This window comes from Caballeronia sp. J97 (assembly GCF_905220305.1).
GTDB lineage: Bacteria > Pseudomonadota > Gammaproteobacteria > Burkholderiales > Burkholderiaceae > Caballeronia.
Window position 1 is genome coordinate 15,920 of sequence record NZ_CAJMZL010000045.1, and the last position, 22,949, is coordinate 38,868.

At 63.7% G+C, this 22,949-nt stretch carries 18 protein-coding genes; 8 read left to right on the plus strand and 10 right to left on the minus strand.

Annotation, left to right across the window (positions count from 1 at the left end; translation table 11 throughout):
- Positions 1 to 42: 42 nt before the first annotated feature.
- Positions 43 to 834, plus strand: coding sequence for a helix-turn-helix transcriptional regulator (locus U4Y90_RS33250; protein WP_321801097.1), 792 nt, complete (start codon positions 43 to 45; stop codon positions 832 to 834).
- 689 nt (positions 835 to 1,523) lie between these two features.
- On the opposite strand, the gene U4Y90_RS33255 is transcribed toward U4Y90_RS33250, so the two are convergent.
- Complete coding sequence (locus tag U4Y90_RS33255) at positions 1,524 to 2,285, minus strand: SDR family NAD(P)-dependent oxidoreductase (RefSeq protein WP_321801099.1); 762 nt, start codon at positions 2,283 to 2,285, stop codon at positions 1,524 to 1,526.
- Between the two features lie 122 nt (positions 2,286 to 2,407).
- Here U4Y90_RS33255 and U4Y90_RS33260 point away from each other — a divergent pair, with 122 nt between their 5' ends.
- The gene (locus tag U4Y90_RS33260; protein WP_321801101.1) at positions 2,408 to 3,295 is read left to right on the plus strand and encodes a LysR substrate-binding domain-containing protein; all 888 of its coding nucleotides are present in this window, start codon (positions 2,408 to 2,410) and stop codon (positions 3,293 to 3,295) included.
- Here U4Y90_RS33260 and U4Y90_RS33265 read toward each other — a convergent pair.
- The 4 genes from U4Y90_RS33265 to U4Y90_RS33280 form a co-directional block, all read right to left on the minus strand.
- Positions 3,286 to 4,290, minus strand: a complete 1,005-nt coding sequence (locus U4Y90_RS33265; protein ID WP_321801103.1) for a HEAT repeat domain-containing protein — start codon at positions 4,288 to 4,290, stop codon at positions 3,286 to 3,288. The genes U4Y90_RS33260 and U4Y90_RS33265 overlap by 10 nt on opposite strands.
- Positions 4,291 to 4,327: 37 nt before the next feature.
- Positions 4,328 to 4,573 (minus strand): ferredoxin family protein, encoded by a 246-nt coding sequence (locus U4Y90_RS33270; RefSeq protein ID WP_061148611.1) that lies wholly within the window; start codon positions 4,571 to 4,573, stop codon positions 4,328 to 4,330.
- A gap of 12 nt (positions 4,574 to 4,585) precedes the next feature.
- Complete coding sequence (locus U4Y90_RS33275) at positions 4,586 to 6,322, minus strand: fumarate reductase/succinate dehydrogenase flavoprotein subunit (RefSeq protein WP_321801104.1); 1,737 nt, start codon at positions 6,320 to 6,322, stop codon at positions 4,586 to 4,588.
- Between the two features lie 68 nt (positions 6,323 to 6,390).
- On the minus strand, positions 6,391 to 7,197 hold the full coding sequence (locus U4Y90_RS33280; RefSeq protein WP_321801106.1) for a GntR family transcriptional regulator: 807 nt from the start codon (positions 7,195 to 7,197) through the stop codon (positions 6,391 to 6,393).
- A gap of 157 nt (positions 7,198 to 7,354) precedes the next feature.
- On the opposite strand from U4Y90_RS33280, the gene U4Y90_RS33285 reads away from it, so the two are divergent.
- Together U4Y90_RS33285 and U4Y90_RS33290 are read left to right on the plus strand one after the other, a co-directional pair.
- The gene (locus U4Y90_RS33285) at positions 7,355 to 7,960 is read left to right on the plus strand and encodes an alpha/beta hydrolase (protein WP_321801107.1); all 606 of its coding nucleotides are present in this window, start codon (positions 7,355 to 7,357) and stop codon (positions 7,958 to 7,960) included.
- 92 nt (positions 7,961 to 8,052) lie between these two features.
- The gene (locus U4Y90_RS33290) at positions 8,053 to 9,054 is read left to right on the plus strand and encodes a sulfate ABC transporter substrate-binding protein (RefSeq protein ID WP_321801108.1); all 1,002 of its coding nucleotides are present in this window, start codon (positions 8,053 to 8,055) and stop codon (positions 9,052 to 9,054) included.
- Positions 9,055 to 9,107: 53 nt separating this feature from the next.
- Here the strand turns inward: U4Y90_RS33290 and U4Y90_RS33295 are convergent, their stop codons facing one another.
- The 3 genes from U4Y90_RS33295 to U4Y90_RS33305 are packed head-to-tail and all read right to left on the minus strand — an operon-like array spanning position 9,108 to position 14,832.
- Entirely contained in the window at positions 9,108 to 10,568 is a 1,461-nt protein-coding gene (locus tag U4Y90_RS33295; protein ID WP_321801110.1) for an efflux transporter outer membrane subunit, read from the minus strand.
- Entirely contained in the window at positions 10,565 to 13,714 is a 3,150-nt protein-coding gene (locus tag U4Y90_RS33300; protein WP_321801111.1) for an efflux RND transporter permease subunit, read from the minus strand. The genes U4Y90_RS33295 and U4Y90_RS33300 overlap by 4 nt, the downstream gene beginning before the upstream one ends.
- Positions 13,711 to 14,832, minus strand: coding sequence for an efflux RND transporter periplasmic adaptor subunit (locus U4Y90_RS33305; RefSeq protein WP_321801112.1), 1,122 nt, complete (start codon positions 14,830 to 14,832; stop codon positions 13,711 to 13,713). The genes U4Y90_RS33300 and U4Y90_RS33305 overlap by 4 nt, the downstream gene beginning before the upstream one ends.
- 263 nt (positions 14,833 to 15,095) lie before the next feature.
- Here U4Y90_RS33305 and U4Y90_RS33310 point away from each other — a divergent pair, with 263 nt between their 5' ends.
- The gene (locus U4Y90_RS33310) at positions 15,096 to 15,719 is read left to right on the plus strand and encodes a TetR/AcrR family transcriptional regulator (protein WP_321801113.1); all 624 of its coding nucleotides are present in this window, start codon (positions 15,096 to 15,098) and stop codon (positions 15,717 to 15,719) included.
- Between the two features lie 211 nt (positions 15,720 to 15,930).
- Complete coding sequence (locus U4Y90_RS33315; RefSeq protein ID WP_415749441.1) at positions 15,931 to 18,207, plus strand: mechanosensitive ion channel family protein; 2,277 nt, start codon at positions 15,931 to 15,933, stop codon at positions 18,205 to 18,207.
- Position 18,208: 1 nt separating this feature from the next.
- Here U4Y90_RS33315 and U4Y90_RS33320 read toward each other — a convergent pair whose 3' ends face one another.
- Entirely contained in the window at positions 18,209 to 20,605 is a 2,397-nt protein-coding gene (locus U4Y90_RS33320) for a phosphoketolase family protein (RefSeq protein ID WP_321801115.1), read from the minus strand.
- A 75-nt stretch (positions 20,606 to 20,680) separates the two neighbouring features.
- A complete protein-coding gene (locus tag U4Y90_RS33325) occupies positions 20,681 to 20,941 on the minus strand; it encodes a hypothetical protein (protein ID WP_321801116.1) in 261 nt (86 codons plus the stop codon).
- A 331-nt stretch (positions 20,942 to 21,272) separates the two neighbouring features.
- Here U4Y90_RS33325 and U4Y90_RS33330 point away from each other — a divergent pair, with 331 nt between their 5' ends.
- Positions 21,273 to 21,632 (plus strand): hypothetical protein, encoded by a 360-nt coding sequence (locus U4Y90_RS33330; RefSeq protein WP_321801117.1) that lies wholly within the window; start codon positions 21,273 to 21,275, stop codon positions 21,630 to 21,632.
- A 117-nt stretch (positions 21,633 to 21,749) separates the two neighbouring features.
- Complete coding sequence (locus U4Y90_RS33335; protein WP_321801118.1) at positions 21,750 to 22,928, plus strand: porin; 1,179 nt, start codon at positions 21,750 to 21,752, stop codon at positions 22,926 to 22,928.
- Positions 22,929 to 22,949 lie beyond the last annotated feature (21 nt).

The following is a 22,949-nucleotide window of genomic DNA, read 5'->3' on the forward strand; positions in this document are numbered from 1 at the left end:
GACCAACGTTATCGATCAACGCTGTTGGCGACGGAGGCTGGATTGACCAGTGCGGTGGCGGAGCGGCATGGTCCGCTCGATGACATGATCAACGCGATCGGTACCGCTGTGTTTCCCGAGCGCTTCGCATGGGGATTGCGTGAGATGTGTGGCGCGGAATTCGCGTTCATCTTTCGTCTCTTTGAAACACGGCCGGTGGAGTTTGCATCGGTCGATTGCGAAGGCACGCATCGAGTAGAGCACATCCGCGATGTCTACCTTGGAAATAGATGCTGGGAAGTCGACGATGGGATCAGTGCACTCGATACAGAGAACGCAACGTGCTTCCCGATGCTGAAGACGGATATCAAGCTATCGACATCGGGACGATTGCGTCAAACACTCTATGACCAGTTGAACATCCGGGACCGCGTATTGATGTGCACGCATTTCGAGGGAAATCCGCTCGTCTTGAGTATCACGCGTTCCGAACAGCATGGTCCATTTGAAAAGCGTCAGGTAGACAAACTGGCGGTACATTCAGCGACGATCCTCTCGATTGTCGCCAAGCATTGCGACATCGCGATGCGCGCGCGCCGTCTGGCGGGCCTGCTAACTGAATTGCCAGCGATAGAGCAACGAGTTTTGGCGGCAGCGTACTCGCTGACTGCGCGGGAAGTGCAGGTGTGCGCCCGGTATCTTTATGGTGTGTCGACGGCCGGCATTGCGTCCGACCTTGGGATTGGTACCGAGACGGTCAATACATACCGGAAGCGCCTGTACGAACGGCTCGCCATCGGCAGCCATCGCGAATTGCTGCTGTGGTATCTTGGATTATGCGGGCAGCTACAGTAACGTGATATATCGCGCCTCTCTTCAGGCGATGTCTAAAAAGTTGCTATCGTAGGATGCCGGACCGGGAAGAGAGATCGGCGCCTTAATCGTCAGGTCGTCGCATATTTGACATAAATCTATTTGACGTATTTTTCGTTAGATATGCATATGACGTGGTTGTCGGGGAGGCGATTATTCTGTTCTGCTTGTCGCAGAGCAGCACGCGGAGCCCGACGATGCCCTGACCCGCGGTTAATATAGCCCGCTGATGTGACCGAGTGCGTGACGTTTTCGCCGTGGTTAGCGACTTCGATCCGGTGTGCAACCTCAGGGAATCGCCCGAATTTTGTCGACCTGCCGTGCACGTGGAGCGTCCTTGCGCGGTCTGGGTCAACGGGCGCATCGGATGCCATGGGCCGCGGTCGGTGCCCGCGCGACGCCGTTGTGAAGGCTTGCCGAAACGGATGCTACGGGCGACTGAACGGCAGAGTTGCGCGCTCGCTCGCGAGCGAAACGCTGGCATAGAACGCGGCGTCGTTCAAACGTTTTAATCCATATTGTAATGATTGGGGACAAATGCTCCGTCTTCAATGTATGCGCATGCCGCAGCGACAGCTATTGCCTATACAGCCCTCAGAAATGGGGCTTGCCCCCCGCGCTGATGCTCGAAAAACGCCATTAATTGGTTGCCTCGGCACGACACTTATTGCTTAACTCCACACCTGGGCCACGCCGCCGTCGACAAAGAATTCAGCCCCGGCGACGAAGCTGGATTCGTCGGACCCGAGAAACAGCACGACCTTTGCGACTTCATCCGGATCGGCTACCCGTCCGATCGGCACGTTCGTCGCCATATAGTCGAGCAGGGCCTGCTGCTGCGCCTGATCCGGGCCTGCGAGCCCAACCAGGCCCGGCGTTTTCACCGGCCCCGGGCTGACGACGTTCACGCGAATGCCGCGGCCCTTCAGGTCCAGCGTCCAGCTACGCGCGAGATTGCGCACGGCGGCCTTGGAGGCGCTGTAGACGCTGAATGCGGCGGTGCCGGTACTGCCCGCCGTGGAGCCCGTCAGGATCACGGACGCGCCATCGCGCAGGAGCGGGATGGCTTTCTGAACCGTGAAGATCACGCCTTTTACGTTGCGTCCGAACGTGTCTTCGTAGTGCTCTTCGGTGATGGCGCCCAGCGGCAGCATGGAGCCGCCGCCAGCATTGGCGAACAGCACGTCGATGTGCGAGTGCTTCTGCTGGACGGCGTCATAGAGCCGGTCGATGTCCGCGAGTTTCGACATGTCCGCCCGGATGCCCGTGACGCGCCCTTTCATCGACTCGACCGCCTCGTCCAGCTCCTTCTGCCGCCTACCGGTGATGAACACCGACGCGCCGAGCGCGGCGAAGCGCGCCGCCGTCGCATAGCCGATTCCGCTCGTGCCGCCCGTGACGACCACCACCTTGTTTTCGAATTTGTCAGTCATTTCAGCGCTCCGTTGGTTTTGCGACGCACGCTGCATCGCGTTGAAAGCATGATGCCAATGAGACAATCGACGCGGTAGACTGCAAAACCGGGTTTGATTGTTCCAAAAATGGGTCAATGAGCATGGCGGACATCAACGATTACGTTCTGTTTGCGGAGGTGGTCGGGCACGGCGGCTTCGCTGCGGCGAGCCGCGCGCTGCGCACGCCGAAGTCGACGATCAGCCGCCGCATCGCCGGGCTCGAGGCGCGGCTCGGCGTGCGTCTGATCGAGCGCTCGACGCGCCGCTTTCGGGTGACCGAGGTCGGGCAAGCCTTCCACGAGCGCTGCAGGACGATCATGCTCGACGTCCAGCAGGCCGACGCGGTGGTCTCCGAGGCGCTGGGCGAGCCGCACGGGGTGATCCGGTGCAGTTGTCCGCTCGGGCTGATGCCCGTGCTTTCGAAGGCGTACAGCACGTTCCTCGCGCGCTTTCCGAAGGCGCGCCTGCAGGTCGTCGCGGTGGATCGCCCGGTCGATCTGATCGAAGAGCGCATCGACATCGCCATCCGCGTGCGCGCCAGGCTCGATACCGATGCGTCGCTGATCGTGCGCACCTTGGGGCATTCGAGCCGCATCCTGGTGGCTGCGCCCGAGGTCGCGTCGCTTTGCATGAGCGGCGACATTGCCGCGCTGTCCGCATTGCCGACTCTGGCGACCACGGATCAGATGGGCGAGATCGAGTGGGCATTCACCGGACCCGGCGATGCATCCCATACGGTCCGGAGCGAGCCGCGCATGACATGCGTGGACTATGTCTCATTGCGCGATGCGGCGATGGCGGGACTCGGCGTCGCGTTGCTGCCCGATCACGCATGCCGCGAGCAGGTGGCAAGCGGCGCGCTCGTTCATGTCTTTCCGGCGTGGAAAACCGAAAGTGGAATCGTCCACATCGTGTTCACGACCCGCCGCGGACTGCCGCCCGTGGTCCGTGCGTTCATCGATCACGTGGCGTCTGTCTTTCAGCTTTGAATATGAGTGCGGGCCGCATCCGTCGCGTGTCGCTCGCCGATCTGCGCAATCGCGATACGCACGGCCTTGCGCACCTCCGGATCGCCGTCACCGAGCGCGGCTTCGAGAACGGCGAGCGCATCGGCATTGCCGAACTCACCGAGCGCGAGCGCGGCCTCCTTGCGCACGTTACTGACCGGAAACGTCAACAACGCCGAGACGGCGTGCGTGCTCGCGACATCGCGCAGACGCCCGAGCGCGCGCGCAGCCTGCAGCGTGACTTGCCAGTAGTCGTCGGCGAGCGCGCGTTCGAGCGCACCGCGCGACGCGACGAGACGCAGCTTGCCGAGCGTCGCGGCGGCTTCCTCACGCACGCGCCACGCTTCATCCGATAGCGCGTGCATCAACGTTTCGCGCACGCTGTCGTCCGCGGCGAAGCCGAGCGCGCCGACGGCGGCGTGACGCACGTCCGGCGATGCATCGGTGCGTGCGAGCTGCATCAATTGCGGCAACGCGTTCGCATGACGCAGCCAGCCCAGAACGCCGATCGCCTCGCGCCTCACGATCGACGATGCATCCGACAGTGCCGCGAGCGCGGGCCCGGTCGCGCGAGGCAAGCGCAATTCACGCAACGCGCGCAGCAGCGCCGCGCGCGTGAACGTGTCGGCATCGGCGAGATACGGCAGCAGGCGCTCGCCCGCAACGGGATCTTTCAACGCGGCGAGACTCTCCGCGGCGGCCTCGCGGGTGCCGGCGTCGGCATCGCCGAGCGCGGCGCACAGCGCATCGACGGCGTCGGCCGTGTCCCATGCGCAGAGACGCTGTGCGGCCGTGCGGCGCACGCCGGCATCGGTGTCGTGACGCAATGCATCGGCGAGCGCGGGCAGCCACGCTTCGTCTTCGAGATCGGCCGCTTCGATCACGGCGAGGCGGCGCACGGCGGCGTCGTCATCGATGAAGCGTGCGGCGAGGGCGTCGTCGGCGACGGCATCGAGAAGTGGATGGGTACGCGTCATGAGAATACCGGGTGTGAATTGTCGATGCGCGGGCTCGTCATCGAAGAAGATACGGAATGTCGACATGCACGGCATTGGTCGGGCAATCGCGTTCGCAGGGCATGCAGTACCAGCATTCGTCGAACTTCATGAACGCCTTGCCGGTGTCGGGATCGATCGCGAGCAGATCCATCGGACAGACGTCGATGCAGACGGTGCAGCCCTTGTCGGCGATGCACTTGTCTTCGTCGATCATGACGGGAAGGGACGAGCGCAGACGCGCTTCGCGGGGCACGAGGGCCATGTTCTTTCTCTCCTATGCAGCGACCGGCTGCGACGTGCGAGCCACACGCAGACGCGAATACGCGCCGCGCTCCGACTCGTCGACAGGAACCACATACGGCTCCACGGGTTTTTTGAACGACGTCATGCGTCCCGATGCGTCCTTCTTCAGATGCGCATGGCAGAACCATTCGGCATCGTTGCGCTCGGGATAATCGACGCGATGGTGATAAAGACCCCAGCGGCTTTCCGTGCGATACAGCGACGCGCGCGCGGCCATTTCGGCGCAATCGAGAATCGCGGCGACTTCGGCCGCGCGCATCAGTTCGTGCGGATCTGAAGCGCCGAGTCGCTCGACATCTTCACGAATCTCCGCGAAGCGTTGCAGGCCTATTTCCATGCGTCGCGTGACTTTCGGCGGCTGAAGATAGTCGTTCACGAAGCGGCGCAACTTGTATTCGACTTGCGCGGGCGGCAGGCCGTGCTCGCGCGACAGCGGCGCGAAGATGCGCCGACGCTCGTGCTCGATCTGCGACGCATCGAGCGCGGGCAGCGCGCGGCCCGCGACATGCGCGGCCGCATCTTCGCCCGCGAACCAGCCATACGTGAACGCGCCGAGCATGTAGTTGTGCGGCACGGCGGCCATGTCGCCCGCCGCATACAAGCCCGGCACCGAAGTGCGCGCGCGCTCGTCGACCCATACGCCCGATGCGCTGTGTCCGCTGCACAAGCCGATCTCCGAGATGTGCATTTCGATCATGCGCGCGCGATAGTCGTTGCCGCGCCGCGCATGAAAGCGTCCACGGCTCGGGCGCTCGTTGGTGTGCAGGATCGTTTCGATGGTCTGGATCGTTTCCTCCGCGAGATGATCGAGCTTGAGAAACACCGGGCCGTTGCCGCTCTGGAGTTCCTGATAGAACTCCCACATCATTTGCCCGCTCCAGTAATCGCATTCGATGAAGCGCTCGCCCTTGCCGTTGGCCGTATATCCACCGAGCGGCCCCGTCACGTAGGCGCACGCCGGCCCGTTGTAGTCCTTGATGAGCGGGTTGATCTGAAAGCATTCGAGATTCGCGAGCTCCGCGCCCGCGTGATACGCCATCGCGTATCCGTCGCCGGCGTTGGTCGGATTCTCGTAGGTGCCCATCAGATATCCCGACGCGGGCAAGCCCAGCCGGCCGGCCGCGCCGCAGCAGAGAATCACCGCCTTGGCGCGGATCACATGAAAGTCGGCGCTGCGGCAATCGAAGCCCATCACGCCCGCAATCTCGCCGTGCGGCCCATTCAACAGGCGCGTCGCGACGATGCGATTCGTGATCTCCACGCGCGCGCGTTTCAGTTGCCGGTACAGGACTTTCTTCACGTCGTGGCCTTCGGGCATCGGCAGCACATACGCGCCCATGTGATGCACCTTGCGCACCGCGTAGTCGCCGGTGTGATCCTTCTCGAACTTCACGCCCCAGCGATCGAGTTCCTCGATCGTGCGGAAGCTGTGGCGCGCATACGCATGAATCGTGGCCTGATTGACGATGCCGTCATTCGCCACGGTGATTTCCTTCGTGTACTGCTCGGGCGTCGCGTGCCCCGGGATGATGGCGTTGTTCAGGCCGTCCATGCCCATCGAGATTGCGCCGCTGCGCTTCACGTGCGCCTTGTCGATGAGCAGCACGCGCAGGTTCGGATCGCGCTGTTTCGCCTTGATGGCGGCCATCGGGCCCGCCGTGCCGCCGCCAACGACGACGATGTCGTATTCGAGTTCGTGGGTCTGCATGATCTGGATTCGCCGCTTGTTATGACAAGTCAGGACCAGATTCTAGAAGCGCGTGAACCGCGTGGGAATCAATTGTTTTTGCTTTGCTTCTGCCTGCTTCGAATAACGCGAGAAGTACCGGGCGCGGCGCGCTCGCGATCGATGCGCAGGCGATACTGGAACGTATCGCCGCGAAAATAGAGGTATTCGAAGTCGATGGGCTTGCCCTCGGCATCGTGCGTGAGGCGTTCGATGCGCAGGAGCGGCGCGCCTTTCTTCACATCGAGCGCGTCGGCGATATCCGGCGCGGCGGCAATCGCGTCGATCGCGAGATCGGCATGACCGAGCGGCACGGCGCAGTCGTTTTCGAGCATCGGGAAGATATCGCGCGATGCGAGCTCCGCGCGCTTCAGGCGCTTTCCGATGGCCTCGGGCAGAAACGTCACTTCGTACGAAACGGGTGAGCGATTGAGCAGGCGCACGCGATGAATCTCGATGACGCTGCTGCCTTCGGCCAGCGCGAGTTGCGCCGCGACCTCCGAAGGCGCGGCCACGACGCGCATTTGCACGACGCGGTTGATGATCTCGTGCCCGCTTTCCGACATCGCCTCCGCGAAACCCTGCAAGGCGGTCACGTTCTGAAACGCCTTCGGTTGCGACACGAACGAACCTTTGCCGTGAACCTTGAAGATCAGCCCTTCCTTTTGCAGGTCGCCGAGCGCCTGACGGATCGTGATGCGGCTCACATCGAACATCGCCATCAGCTCGCTTTCCGAGGGCACGCGGCTCATCGGCGGATAGCGGCCATCGAGAATGCCGGCGCGCAACACGTCCTTGATTTGCGTGTAGAGCGGCACGGGTGAATCGAGCGAGACGGTTGGGCGGCGGGTCGGCATGAGAACGGGAAGACAAGGAGGCGGGCGCTTCAGGCTGCGATTATAGCGGCGAGCCTCGTCCTCATCGCCATAAACAAATGACGAAATATTGGTTAGCCGCGCGGGCGCGCTGCCCGAGAATGCAGACTGGCTAGTTCGAGTCGAGCGAGGATCGAAGATGAAAGAACGCAGCGCGCGGCACGCGGAAACATCAGGTTTGTCCTCTTTGCCGACGGTCACGCTCGTGACCGTGCCCGGCCTGTACGGCAGCGAGGACGCGCATTGGCAAAGCTGGCTGGAAGATGAGACGCCCGGTGCGCGGCGCGTCGAGCAACGCGACTGGAATACGCCGAATCTCGCGATCTGGAGCGATGCCGTTCGTGATGTGCTCGCGAGCGTCGACGGGCCGGTCGTCATCGCGGCGCATAGCTTCGGATGTCTCGCCACGGCGCATGCGCTGACGCATACCGCGAATGTCAAGGGCGTGTTGTTCGTCGCGCCCGCGAGCCCCGCGAAGTTCCGTTTCGCGGGTGCGTTCAGCGCGCGTCGACTCGATACGCTTTCGCTCGTCGTCGGCAGCGAGACCGATCCGTGGATGCCGCTCGACGACGCGCGCACGCTCGCGCAGCGCTGGAACAGCGCGTTCGTGAATCTCGGCGATGCCGGGCATATCAATACCGCGGCGGGATTCGGGCCGTGGCCGCTCGCGAAGCATTTCGTCGAGACGCTGGCGCGCCGCGTGTCGCCCGACTACGAAGAGGAGGCGCAGCGCGCGTATGGTTGATCCTGCTGTCTGAAAACGCGCGATGCGTGCATGGCCGCCCTCGGGCGGCCTTTGTTTGTTGTGCGGTTCGAACCCTTGTCACTGGAGAAAAAATGGCGGTACACAAGAAACTGATCGTTGCCGTTGCGCTCGGCATCGCGGCAAGCATGGCGCATGCGGACACGACGCTGCTCAACGTGTCCTACGACGTGACGCGCGAGCTGTACAAGGATATCGACGTGGCCTTCGTCGCGGACTACAAGAAGAATACGGGCGAGACGGTATCGGTGCGGCAGTCGCACGGCGCATCGAGCGCGCAGGCGCTGTCGGTGACGCAAGGCCTGCAGGCGGACGTCGTGACGATGAATCAGCCCAACGATATCGACCTGCTCGCCGAGCGCGGCCAGCTCGTGCCTGCGAACTGGCGCACTCGTCTTCCGGATGCGAGCGCGCCCTACACGACGACGATGGTCTTCCTCGTCCACAAGGGCAACCCGAAGAACATCAGGGACTGGAGCGATCTCGCGCGGCCCGGCGTGCAGGTGGTGATCGCGAATCCGAAGACATCCGGCAACGGGCGCTATGCCTATCTCGCGGCCTGGGGCTACAAGAAGCAGCAGGGCGCATCCGACACGCAGGCGCGGGACTTCGAGAAAGCCGTCTTCAGGAACGTGCCCGTGCTCGATGCAGGCGGGCGAGGCGCGACGACGACGTTCACGCAGCGCGGCATCGGCGATGTGCTCGTCACGTTCGAAAACGAAGTCGGCTTGATGAGCGCGGGTCCGGGCGCGAAGGATTTCGAGGCCGTGTATCCGTCGGTGAGCCTGCTGGCGGAGCCGCCGGTGTCGATCGTGGACAAGGTCGTGGACAAGCGCGGCACGCGCAAGGAAGCACAGGCGTATCTCGACTTCCTGTACACGCCGGGCGCGCAGGAGATCATCGCGCGGCATCATCTGCGTCCGCGCAATGCGGACGTGCTCGCGAAACATGCGAGCGAATTCAGGCCGCTGAAGACGTTCACCGTCGAGCAGATGTTCGGAAGCTGGCAGAAGGCGCAGCAGGCGCATTTCGCCGATGGCGGAACGTTCGATCAGGTCGTGGCCGACAAGAACTGACAGCGCGACGAGTCGCGCATGCGGGCGATCCGCTCACGCCGCCGCGCGACGTGTCAGCGATCGTCCCGCGTCTGCGCGACCTTCGCGCCCGCCGCGACCGGCGAGCCCATCGCCTGAAAGAGCGCGGCGGTGTCGCTCAGGCGCGCGCTGCTCGCGCGGATCGTGGAAAGACGCGCGTTGAGGTACTGCTGCTCGCTGCCGCGCGCGGCGCGCGGCGGGATCGCACCGAGACGCACGCGCGCCGCCGCATCCGCCGATGCATCGCGCGCCGCGCGGCTCGCGCTGTCGGCGAAGGCGAGTGCTTCGCTATCGGTTTCGAGGGACGCCAGCGTGTTCGCCACGTTCTGAAACGCGGCGAGCACGGTCTGCTTGTATTGCGCGACGGCGGCATCGTATGTGGCGATGGCCGCGCGGCGTTGCGCGAGCAGCGCGCCGCCATGAAAGAGCGGCTGCGACAGCGATGCGCCCACGCTCCACAACGCGCCCGCGCCCGAGAGCGCCGTCGGCCAGTCGAAGCCGCCTTTGCCCATCGATGCGGATATCGACAGGCTCGGAAACAACTGCGCGGTGGCGACGCCGACCTGTGCGGCCGACGCCTTCAATGCGGCATCGGCGGCCTGGATGTCGGGGCGCGTTCGCAGCAACTCCGAAGGCAGGACGACGGGCACATCGGACGGCACGGCGAGGCTCGCGAGATCGAGATCGTCGGGCGCGAGATCGGGTGTGCGTCCGAGCAGGACGGCGAGCGCATGACGCGTCGCGAGCCATTGCGCGCGCAAGCCCGGCAGTTGCGTTGCGAGCGAGGCCGCGTGCTGCTGCGCGTCGAGCATGTCGGCGCGCGATGCGGAGCCGAGCGCATAGCGGCGTCGGGCATCGTATGCATCGTCGTTGGCCAGCGCGACGAGACGCTCGGTCACGTCGATCTGCGCATGCAACGCGGCCGCGCCGATCGCGCCCGTCACGATGTTCGCCGCGAGCGCGCGGCGCGCGGCGTCGAGCTGAAACGCCTGTTGATCGACCTGCGCGGCAAGCGCTGCATTCGCGTAGCGCGCCGCGCCGAAGAGATCGAATGTGTATTGCGCCTGAATCTGCCCGACGAAGAGGTTGTAGAGCACGGTCGGCGGGCCGGCCTCGGGAATGCCGAAGCCGCGTTGCCGTGTCGCTTGGCCGCCTGCGTCGATCTGCGGCAACAGCGACGAGCCGACTTGCGCGCGCAACTGTTCGCGCGCGGCGACGAGACTCTTGTCCGCCGCCGCGAGATTCGGGCTCGCGCGCAAGCCTTCGTCGACGAGCGCGTTCAACGCATCCGAGCGATACAGCTTCCACCATTCGGGCACGGACGCCGCGCCCGTGACGAAGCGTTGCGATGCGCCTTCGGCCGTGACGCTCGCTTCGGTCTGCGGCGCTGCGCCGTAGTGCGCCGGCTGCGGCATCGCGGGCGGCTTGCCGTCGGGGCCGAGCGCGCATGCGCCGAGCATCGCGCATCCGAGAATCATCGCGCAGGTGCGCTTCATGACGATGCTCCTTCGCGTTCGTCGAGCTTCACGCGAAACCACGCCGCGTAGAGCGCGGGCAGATAGAAGAGGGTGAGCACGGTCGCGCTCGTGATGCCGCCCATCAGCGCGGTCGCCATCGGCCCGAAGAAGTTGCTGCGCAGGAGCGGAATCAGCGCGAGCACGGCGGCGGCGGCCGTCAGCGTGATCGGCCGGAAACGCCGCACCGTCGCGCCGATGATCGCATCGAACCGCTTGTGGCCCGAAGCGATGTCCTGCTCGATCTGATCGACGAGAATCACCGAGTTGCGCATGATGATGCCGAACATAGCGATGACGCCGAGCATCGCGACGAAGCCGAACGGCTTGCCGAATGCGAGCAGCGTCACGACCACGCCGATCAGGCCGAGCGGCGCCGTGAGCACGACCATCATCACGCGCGAAAGGCTTTGCAACTGGATCATCAGGAGCGTCAGCACGACGATCACCATGACCGGAATCTGCGCGTTGATCGACGCCTGGCCCTTGCCGCTTTCCTCCACCGATCCACCCACTTCGACGCGGTAGCCCACGGGCAGCGCGCGGCGAATCTCGTCGAGCTTCTTGTCGATCGCGTGCGTCACGTCGATGCCTTGCGCGTCGCCCTTCACGTCCGATTGCACGGTGATGGTCGGCTGACGGTCGCGTTCCCAGACCACGCCGTATTCGAGCGTGTCGACGACGCGGCCCAGCGCGCCCAACGGCACGGGCCCGTGCGGCGTCGGCATCGCGAGCGTGGCGAGCCGCGACGGATCGACACGCTCGGCGCGCGGCGCACGCAAATCGACGCTGATCAGCTTGTCGCGCTCGCGATACTGCGTGACGGTGGTGCCGGTGAGCGTCATCGCGAGAAAGCTCGCTACGTCCTGCGACGAGACACCCGCATCGCGCGCTTTCTGCTGATCGATTTCGAAGCGCACCGAGCGCTCCGAAGGCTCGTCCCAGTCGAACTGCACGTTGGTCGTGCGTGCATCGGCGCGCATGTCGGCGGCGACCTGCTCCGCGATGCGACGCACCGTGCCGATATCGTCGCCGCTCACGCGGAACTGCACCGGATAGCCGACCGGCGGACCGTTCTCCAGGCGCGACAGGCGCGTGCGCACGGCGGGAAACCGTTCGCGCAACATCGGCTCGAGCCAGCGCGCGAGTTGCTCGCGCGCTTCGACCGACTTCGCGGTGACGACGAACTGCGCGAAGTTCGGCGTCGGCAATTGCTGGTCGAGCGGCAGGTAGAAGCGCGGCGCGCCGGTGCCGACGAAGCTCACGACATGATCGATTTCATCGCGGCCCTTCAACGCCTCTTCGAGCCGCTTCGCTTCGCGCAAGGTCGCCTCGAACGACGCGCCTTCCTGAAGCCGCACGTCGATCAGCAGCTCGGGCCGGTCCGAGCTCGGAAAGAACTGCTGCGGCACGAGCGCGAAGCCGGCCATCGCGATGACGAAGAGCGCGACCGTGATCGCGAGCACGACGAAGCGCCGCTTCACGCACCAGCCGACCCAGCGGCGCAGGCGTCCGTAGAACTTCGTGTCGTAGATGTCCCCCAAGGAAACTTCCCTCGTGGCGTCGTGTGCGTGATCGTCGGGCAGATGCGCTTCCTTCTTGCGCTCCGGAAGCAGCTTGTAGCCGAGCAACGGAATCAGCACGACCGCCGCGAGCCATGAAGCGATCAGCGCGATCGCCGATACCTCGAAGATCGAGCGCGTGTACTCGCCGGTGCTGGATTTTGCGAGCGCGATCGGCAGAAAGCCCGCGACGGTGACGAGCGTGCCGGTCAGCATCGGGAACGCGGTGCTCGTGTACGCGAACGCGGCGGCGCGCGCGCGGCTCCAGCCTTGTTCGAGCTTCACGGCCATCATCTCGACGGCGATGATCGCATCGTCGACGAGCAGGCCGAGCGCGAGAATCAGCGTGCCGAGCGACACCTTGTGCAGGCCGATATCGAACAGATACATGAAGAGCGCGGTGACCGCGAGCACGATCGGAATCGAGATCACGACGACCATGCCCGTGCGCACGCCGAGCGACACGAGACTCACGATCAGCACGATGAAGACCGCTTCGGCGACCGCTTCGAGAAAGTCGTCGACGGAATGCGAGACCGCATTCGGCATGCTGGAGACTTCGGTGAGCTTCAGGCCCGCGGGCAGTTGCGCGCGCAGCCTGATCATTTCCTGATCGAGCGATTTGCCCAGACGCACGACGTCTTCGCCCGGCTGCATCGTGATGCCGATGCCGAGCACGGGCGTGCCCGCCGAACGCATCTGCGTGGCGGGCGGATCGATATAGCCGCGCCTGATCGTGGCGATATCGCCGAGCCGGAACGAGCGGCCGTTCACGTTGATGAGCGTATCGGCGAGCGCGTCCACGCTCCTGAATTGACCGCTCGGGCGCACGAACACGCGGTCCTCGGGCGTGGTCAGAACGCCCGCGCTCGAAACGGCGTTCTGGCCGTCGATAGCCTGCGCGATCTGCTGCGGCGAGATATTCAGGCGCGTGAGCGTGGTATTGGGAATCTCCACGTAGATGCGCTCTTCCTGATCGCCGAAGTAATCGACCTTCGCGACGCCCGGCACCCGCAACAGGACCGTGCGCAACGCATCGGCGTAATCGCGCAGTTGCGCGGGCGGGAAGCCGTCGCCTTCGAGCGCGTAGATGTTCGTATAGACGTCGCCGAATTCATCGTTGAAGAAGGGGCCTTGCACGCCGGGCGGCAAGGTCGCGGCGATATCGCCCACTTTCTTGCGGATCTGATACCACTCCTCGGGCACGTCCTTCGCGGGTGCGGAGTCCTTCATCTGAAAGAAGATGAGCGACTCGCCCGGGCGCGAATAGCTGCGCATGAAATCCGTGTAAGGCGTTTCCTGCAGCTTGCGCGCGATGCGGTCGGTCACTTCTTCCTGCACCTGACGTGCGGTCGCGCCCGGCCAGAAGGTGCGGATGACCATCACACGGAACGTGAACGGCGGATCTTCGGACTGCGCGAGCCGCGTGTACGAGAGGATGCCGAAGATCGTCGCCATCGCGATGAGAAACACGACGAGCGCGCGATGCCGAAGCGCCCACGCCGAGAGATTGAAGCGGCCTTCTTCGTGGCGATGCGCGTCGTCGTCTTCGCGAATGTCGCTCATGACGCGAAGTCCTCGGGACGCAGCGGCGCCACCACACGCACCTTCTCGCCCGCGGACACCGTATGCACGCCCTGCCACACGATGCGCTCGCCCGCTTCGATGCCGCCCGAGAGCGTCACGGTGCGCTCGCCATAGCGCGCGACATCGACGCGACGCAGTTCGAGCGCGTCGCCCGGTTGCTTGACGATCCACACGGCGGGATGGCCGTTGTCGTGAAAGAGCGCCGTCGACGGAATCGTGAACGCGCCCTTCGCGCCATCGGACGCGGCGAACGCGACATCCGCAGTCATGCCGAGGCGCACGTCGGGCGTCGGCGCTTCGAGCGTGAGCTTCGCGCGCCAGGTGCGGCTTTGCGTATCGGCGGCGGGCGAGAGCTCGCGCACGCGCGCCTTGAAGGTCCGCGCCGGCAATGCCGCGAGCTTCACGCTCGCTTCGCGCCCGACGGCGAATGCGCCGAGCGCGGCTTCGGGCACGTCGCAGATCACATCGATATCGCCGCTCCATGCGAGCGTGTAGACGGCCTGCCCCGCCGTGACGTTCTGGCCGGTATCGGCCTGCTCGGCGGTGATGACGCCCCCGTGATCGGCGGTGAGCGTCGCGTAGCGAAGTTGATCGGCGGAAAGCCCGGCTTGCTGCTGCGCCTGATTGCGCTGCGCCAGCGCCGACGCGTACGCGTTCTGCGTCTGTTCGAGCTGCGCGGGCGCGATGAGGTTTTCCGCGGCCTGCGCGCGATCGCGATCGAGCTGCTGCTTTGCATAGACGAGCTGATGCTCGGCGGCATCGAGCTGCGCGCGGGCGCTTGCGCTGTTCTTCTCGGCATCGGCAGGATCGAGCCGGGCGACGATTTGCCCGGTCTTCACGCTGTCGCCGAGGCGCGCGCGGCGCTCGAGAATCTTGCCGTTGATGCGAAAGGAGAGCGGGGTCGAATAGCGCGATTGAACTTGCCCGGGCAGGCTGGATGCGTTCGCGTGTCCGTCGGCTTGTGCGGCGACGGCGACCACCGGACGCGGCGCGGGCGCAGGGGCCTCGTGCCGCTTGCAAGCGACGAGCGCCACGCAGATGATCGGAACGAATGCCGCGCGTGTCACGACCGACGCAGGTGAATGGAAGCGCTTCACAGGAACCTCGGCGCCCGCAAGGGCATGGTGCCGCGCGTCGCGCACGAGCGACGCGCGGCACATGGGCGGAGCAGGGGAAAAGGGTCGTCCGGCGAGCGATTTCGAGAAACGAGCGTGAGCGGGGCGAAAGATCGAGTCGGCCTGAATGCCCCGTCCGGCAAGGGTTTCGATGGCCCGGACACAGATACGAAATGAATTCTAATACATAGTTGTATCTGAATGCAAAGACGGATTTGTAAGCCCGGCGATGCTACACTTTGCGCATGAAACCAGTACGTCTCACCCGCGAGCAGAGTCGTGACCAGACGCGCCAGCGTCTTCTCGACGCTGCGCAAGCGGTCTTCATCACCAAAGGATTCGGCGCGTCGAGCGTCGAAGATGTGGCCGCCGACGCGGGCTATACGCGCGGCGCGTTTTATTCGAATTTCTCGAGCAAGGCCGAACTGCTGCTCGAAGTGCTCAAGCGCGATCACGACTCCATCATGGCGCGACTTTCCACGCTCTTCGAGGACGGCGAGGCGTCGCGCGCCGACATGGAAGCGCGCGTGCTGCAGTACTACAGCGAGTGCTACCAGAACAACGCATGCTTTCTGCTGTGGGTCGAAGCGAAGCTGCACGCGAGCCGCGACGCGAAATTCCGCGAGAGCTTCAATGCGCTGATGCGCGAGCTGCGTCAGACCACCACCGATTACATCAGGGCGTTCTCCGAGCGTGTCGGCACGCCGCTCACGATGCCGCCGGAGCAGATGGCGCTCGGCCTCATCGCGTTGTGCGACGGCGTGCAGTTCTTCTATTCGTCCGACCCGCAATCGGTGCCGGCGCAATTCGCCGAGGACGTGCTCGCACAGTTTTTCCGGCGTGTCGTGCTGAGCGGCGCCGCCGAATAAAGCGGCGTTGCGGTTTGCGTCGCCCCGGAGATTGCATTGCCGATGGCACGCATGAATTCGATACGCTAATCTTGGCGCGAGAGCCGTAGAGGCCGCGTTTGCAGTGTTTCGAATTCGCTCGCGATCTCGCGAAACGGGGATGACATCCTGGAGGGAATCTCCCATGCGGCGCATCGAAGCGGGGCACGTCCTGACTCACGCTCGCGCATGGATGATCGCGCTCGGGGTGCTGATCGGATGGGCGGCATGCGCACTTTGCGCGACGGCCGCGCCGCTGCCCGGTCCGATGCAGAAATTCGTCTTGCCGCAGCCGGCTTCCGCCGCGAGCCCCGCATCCGCGCCTTCGCCCGCGAGTCAGGCCGACATGGTGCGTTCGCTGAACACGCTGATCGGCACGCTCGACAACGATGCGCAGCGCAGCGCGCTCGTCGCGCAACTGAAAGCCCTTCGCGACGCGACGCAGAATGCCGCGCCGCCCACGCCTGCGTCCGCGCCTGCCAATGCCGATCTGCTCGGCGCGATCGCATCGAGCATCGCATCGGTCGAAACGAATCTGAGCGACGGGCTCACACCCTTACGTTTATGGAGCGCGCGCGGCAGTGCGGCCGCGGGCGAGTTGCAGGCTGTCGTCACGGGCGCGAAAGGCGAGCCGTTCGGCAGGATCGTCGCCGGGGTGGGCGCAACGCTCGCGGGATGGGGGCTGTGCGCATACCTGCTGATTCGCGTCCAGCGTCGCATCTTCGCGCGCTATGGCCGTGACGTCGCGCTCGCGCCGAATCCGACCTCGGTTCAACTGCTTTTCTTCGCGTTGCGTCAGACCGGGCCGTGGGTCGTCGCATTCTTCGCGGTGCTGCTCTTCGTGCGCGCGATGCCCGATGCGCTCGGCCGCACTCTCGGGCTCGTGATCGCCTATGCGATCGTCGCGGGCTCCATTTTTTCGGCGATCTGCATGATCGTGTTCTCGGTGTTCAGCACGGCGCATCGCCGCGTCGCCGTGCAGCAACTGCTCGCGCACACGCTCTGGCCGCTCTTTGCGATCGGCGCATGCGGCGCGCTCGGCGATGCGACCACCAACGCCGAGGTCATGCGACAGCTCGGACCCAATCTCGCGGGCGTCGTGTCGACCTTCGCCAGTCTTGCCGCGGCGCTGCTCTCCGGTTATTTCGCGCTCGCTTTCCGAAGGCCCGTCACGCATCTGATCCGCAATCGCCCGTATGCGCGCAGGCGCGATCATCAGTTCGCGACGGAAGCGCTCGATATCCTCGCCTCGCTATGGCATATCCCGATACTGCTGATCGCGGTGGCGGCCGTGGTCGCGATCGTCGACGGCCGCGGCGCGGAGGGCGACGTGCTGCGGCCGTCCGTGCTGAGCGCGGCGCTGCTCGTGCTCACGCTGTTCGCCTCCGCGATGCTGCTGCATCTCACGCGCCGGCGCGACGCCCGCGCGCGGCGCCGGGCGCCGCATCTGGCGCGGCTGCTGCGTTTCGGATGCACGCTGCTCGTGCTGCTGATATGGCTTGCCTATCTGCGCTTCGAGCTGGAGCTATGGAGCGGACCGATCGCGCGGCTCATCAAGCACAGCGCGATGACGCCGGGCTTCAGGCACACGCTGATCGCAGTCGTCGCGACGGTGTTCGGCGCGTGGTTCATCTGGATTGTCCTCGACACCGTCATTCTCGAAGCGCTCGGTCCGAACAGTTCGCGCAACAAGACGCTCAGTCCCGGCGTGCGCGCCCGCACGATGCTGCCGCTGGTGCGCAACGGGATCTTCGTGACGGTCGCGAGCCTCGCGGCCATCGTCGCCTGCGCGAGTCTCGGCATCAATCTGACGCCGCTGCTCGCGGGCGCGGGCGTGATCGGTCTCGCGGTCGGCTTCGGCGCGAAGTCGCTCGTCACCGATCTGATCACGGGGCTCTTCATCATCGTCGAAGAGACGATCTCGGTCGGCGACTGGATCGATATCGACGGCGGACATGCCGGCACCGTGATGGACCTCACGATACGCACGGTCCGCCTGCGCGACGGGCAAGGCGCGGTTCATACCATTCCGTTCTCGCAGATCAAGATCGTGAAGAACCTGTCGCGCGATTTCGCGAATGCGCTGTTCGAAGTCCGCGTGCCGTTCTCGGTGAAGCTCGACGACATCACGCGCATGATCATGGAAGTGGGCGCCGACATGATCGATGACTATCGCTTTCGCAACGAGATACTCGGGCCGGTCGAAGTCTTGGGGCTGGAGCGCTTCGAGGCGAACTGCATCGTCGTGAAAGGACAGATCAAGACGAGACCGCTGCAGCAATGGAGCGTGGCGCGTGCGTTCAACGCGCGGCTCAAGCTCAAGATGGATGAAGCCGGCATCGAGATGCTGTTGCCGCAGATGCAGATTCACGCGTCGAAGGAACGCGAAGAGCGCGCGCAGGCGCAGACCCGGCATGCAGCGGACGGCGCCGTGCAGCCGGATCTTCGCGTGCTCAAGGAATCGCCCTGAATCAGAACGGCCATACCCATTCGGCGATTTCCGGCTTATCGGTGCCGTGCGTATGCGCGTAGTCGAGGTGGCGAATGATCGTGTTCTTCATGTCTTCCCTTAAATGCGCGGTCCTCCCCTGCAATCGCGGCACGCGATCGAGGACATCGATCACGAGATTGAAACGATCGACCTGATTGAGTATCGCCAGTTCGAGCGGCGTGTTGATGTTGCCCTTCTCCTTATAGCCGCGCACGTGCAGATTCTCGTGATTGCGGAAGCGATAAGCGAGCCTGTGGATCAGCCACGGATAACCGTGAAAGTTGAAGATCACGGGCTTGTCCAGCGTGAACAGGCTTTCGAAATTGCGTATGCTCGATCCGTGCGGATGTTCGGTGTTGGGTTGCATCTTGAAGAGATCGACCACGTTCACGAAGCGCAGCTTCAATTCGGGCAGCCGTTCGCGCAGTATCGCGGCGGCGGCCAGCGCTTCCTGCGTCGCGACATCGCCGCAACAGGCGAGGACGACATCGGGCTCTTCGCCTTCATCGGTGCTCGCGCGCCGCCACACACCCATGCCTTTCGCGCAATGCACGATCGCTTCGTCGATGGTCGCGAACTGCAAATGCTTCTGCTTGTCCGCGACGATGATGTTGATGCAATCGCTCGAACGCAGGCACTGATCGGCCACGACGAGCAGCGTATTGGCATCGGGCGGCAGATACACGCGCGTGACCGATGGGCTCTTGTTCGTGACGAGATCGATGAAGCCCGGGTCCTGATGCGAGAAGCCGTTGTGATCCTGCCGCCACACGGTGGAAGAAAGCAGAATCGTTTCCGACGAAACCGACGCGCGCCACGGCACGTGGTTCTTGCAGATGTCCAGCCATTTCGCATGCTGGTTGAACATCGAGTCGATCACATGCGCGAAAGCTTCATAGGTATGGAAGAAGCCGTGTCGCCCCGAAAGCAGATAGCCTTCGAGCCAGCCGAGCAGCGTGTGCTCGGAGAGCATTTCCATCACGCGGCCGTCGCGGGACAGTTCGCCGCCGTCCTCGTCTTCAGGAAGGAAGTCGGCCATCCAGACTTTCTTGCTGACTTCGTAGATTGCCTGAAGGCGATTCGATGCCGTTTCGTCGGGACCGAACACGCGGAACCGGTCCATGTTGCAACGCATGACATCGCGCAGAAAGGCGCCGAGCGGACGCGTGTTCTCATGCTGGATCTTGCCGGCCTGCCCGACATCGACGGCATAGTCGCGGAAGTCGGGCAGCTTCAATTCCTTGCGCAGCACGCCGCCGTTCGCGTGCGGATTCGCGCTCATGCGCCTCGTGCCGGTCGGGGCGGTCGCCCTGATCTCTTCACGCAGGCGACCGGCTTCGTCGAAAAGCTCTTCGGGCTTGTAGCTCTGCATCCAGCGTTCGAGCACCGCGAGATTCGCGGGGTTGGAATGGACATCGGAGAACGGAACCTGATGCGCGCGCCACGAGCCTTCGACCTTATGGCCGTTGATCTCCTTCGGACCGGTCCAGCCCTTCGGCGTGCGCAATACGATCATCGGCCAGCGCGGCCGCTCGACGTCCTTGCCGCTGCGCGCCTTGTCGCGGATCGCGCGGATCTCGGCGACGGCGGCATCGAACGTTTCCGCCATCTTCCGATGCATCTCGGCATGATCCGATCCCTCGACGAAATAAGGCCGATAGCCATAGCCGACGAACAGGGCCTCCAGTTCGTCGTGGCTGATGCGCGCGAGAATCGTCGGATTGGCGATCTTGTAGCCGTTGAGATTCAGGATCGGCAGCACCGCGCCGTCGCGCGCGGGATTGATGAACTTGTTCGAATGCCACGCGGTCGCGAGCGGGCCGGTTTCCGCTTCGCCGTCGCCGACGACGCACGCGACGATCAGATCAGGATTGTCGAGCGCCGCGCCATAGGCGTGCGACAGGCTATAGCCGAGCTCGCCGCCTTCATGAATGGAGCCCGGGGTTTCGGGTGTCACATGCGAGCCGATATGACCGGGAAAAGAGAACTGCTTGAAGAACTTCTGCATGCCCTCGACATCTTCGGTCTTGTCCGGATACACCTCCGAATACGTGCCTTCGAGATACGTGGGGCCGAGCACGCCGGGCGCGCCGTGACCGGGCCCGGCCATGAAGATCACGTCGAGATCATCGCGCTTGATCACGCGGTTCAGATGCGCCCACACGAACGACAAAGCGGGGCTCGCGCCCCAATGCCCGAGCAGGCGGTGTTTCACGTGCTCGGATCTGAGCGGCTCGCGCAGAAGCGGATTCTCGGCGAGAAAGATCATGCCTGCCGAAAGATAATTGCACGCGCGCCACCATGCATCGACGAGGCGTAGTTCTTCGTCCCCAAGTGCGGAAGAATGCGACGCGCCATTCCTGGAGTGCTTGCTCATCAAGAAGTCTCCTTTCAGTAAAGGTTCATCGGCAATTGCGGAAATGCAATGGACAAAAGGTGCTGTCCTGCAGAATCAGTACTTGATGTTGCGCGCTGCCTGTCGCCCATGCTGTTTCGTTTCGCGCTTGTCCTGACGGCAATGCGAATTGGACTGCTGGTTCGCGGCGCGGCAATCCTGTTTGGTATGGCGGGCGTGCTGACGCGTGTCCTGTCGGACGTCGCGTGCCGCCCGGCGTTGCTGGGCCTGTTCCGTTGCGAAAGAGGCGTTCGGTGCGGCACAGACGAGTATTGCAGTGGACAAAGCAATGAGTCGAAGCTGACGCGCGAGCATCATGCGATCTCCTGAGAGTGCGTCGACAAATTCCCGACGCTCTTCAAGATAGATGCTGTGAGAAGAGTTGTGAAACGCGTTGAGCGAATAAAAGGGCTCGTTTCGATTCCCTGAACAATTCCTCGGTGCGATTCGCGATGCACTATTTCTTCGCTGTACATCATTCCCCGGAAAGACGCCGTCAAATGAATTAAAATGATTTAACAACGCTCAGATTGATTCGACCGAAGCGTCTTGCAGAGATTCGATGACACGCCATATCCGAAGATATTGGCTCGCCGGCATCGCGGCTTTTCTTGTCGGCAGCTTCGCATCAGCCAGTGAGCAAACTCGCGTGATCCCCGTTCAGCGAGTGGCGGCGAATGTGCTGTTCTTTCCGGCTCCGGCGATTGTCTCGACCGCGAGCACCCATCCGTCCGCCGCCCGTCATCCGCGATATATCTTCAAAAGCACCATGGACGCGCTCGATGCCGTCACGCTGTCGAAATACGACAGGAGCGTTCATCCCGATCTGAGCCAACTCGCGCGGGCCTATCCGTTGCCGCCATCGCCCAATTCGGTGCCCGGCCCGGTGCGACCGCGCGACGACATCGGCAGCGACGTCGACGACTGGCATTTCTATGCCAACCCGCAACTCGGCGTGAATCACGAGCACGAAAAGGGCATGACATTCTCCGTGCGCCACGATTTCTGAGGGCGTGCCACGCTGCGTGGCCTGCGCGACATTTCGCGGTTGCCGGTGGTCGATTCAGTCGCATAATGTGGGTGGAGCACGCCGTGTCTTTCCCCGACATCGATGGAGCCCAGGCAAATGAACAAGTTGCTGATTTCCAGCGCGACCACGATGTTCACGCTCGCGGGCGCGGCGCACGCACAAAGTAGCGTGACGCTCTACGGCCTCATCGATGCGGGCATAACCTACTCGAATAGTCAGATCAATTCGACTGGCAGCGGGCACAGCAACTGGGAGTTGAAAAGCGGCCCTGTCCAGTACAGCCGATGGGGTTTGCGCGGCGCTGAAGATCTGGGCGGAGGATTGAAAGCCATCTTCAATTTAGAGAGCGGCTTCAACCTGAACGACGGGCAGTACACGTCCAGCAACCGCATCTTCAATCGTCAGGCGTATGTGGGCTTGTCGAGCCGCGATTACGGCGTGCTCACCTTCGGCCGGCAGACCGACGACATGGTCGATTTCGTCGCTCCGCTTTCATTGACGGGAACGCAATATGGCGGGACGCACTTCGCGCATCCGTTCGATATCGATAACCTCAACGATTCGTTCCAGATCAATAACGCCGTGAAATATCAGAGCCCCGATTTCGCGGGATTCAAGCTCGGTGCTTTATATGGGTTTTCGAATCAGGCCGGCGGCTTTTCGAACAATCGTGCGTATAGCTTCGGCATTTCGTACATTTGGGGTCCGCTCAATTTCGGGGCGGGGTTCCTGCAGCTCAACAGCGACGCTGCGACGCCGGGACAGCTCAACACCAATGGCGCCGTCACCGATACGACCGGCTCGTCGCTGCAGGGCGTGCTCACGAATACGGCCGTTCCGCTGGGCGCGCTGTCGAGCCGTCAGCAAACGTGGGGCGCGGGCGTAAACTATGCGTTCGGCCCGGCGGTTGCCGGTCTCGTCTATACGCAGACCAATCTGACGGAGTTGTTTCAGACCGGCTTGAGCACGCATGTCCAGAACTTCGAAGGCAACGTGCGTTATGCGTTGACGCCTGCCGTCGAACTATCCGCCGCGTACACGTATTCGCGCGCGAGCGGCCTTGCCGGCTCGGGCAACCCGCACTGGAATCAGGTCAGCGCGATGGCCGGCTATAGTTTATCGCGACGCACCGATGTCTACGTCCAGGGCGTATGGCAAGGCGTGAGCGCCAGCAGCAACTCGCCGCTGGGCGTCGCATGGATCAACGGCCTCACGGCGCCTTCGTCGACGAGCAATCAGGTCGAGGCGACGGTCGGCTTGCGGCATCGCTTCTGAGCGCCGTTCTCAACGTGCGGC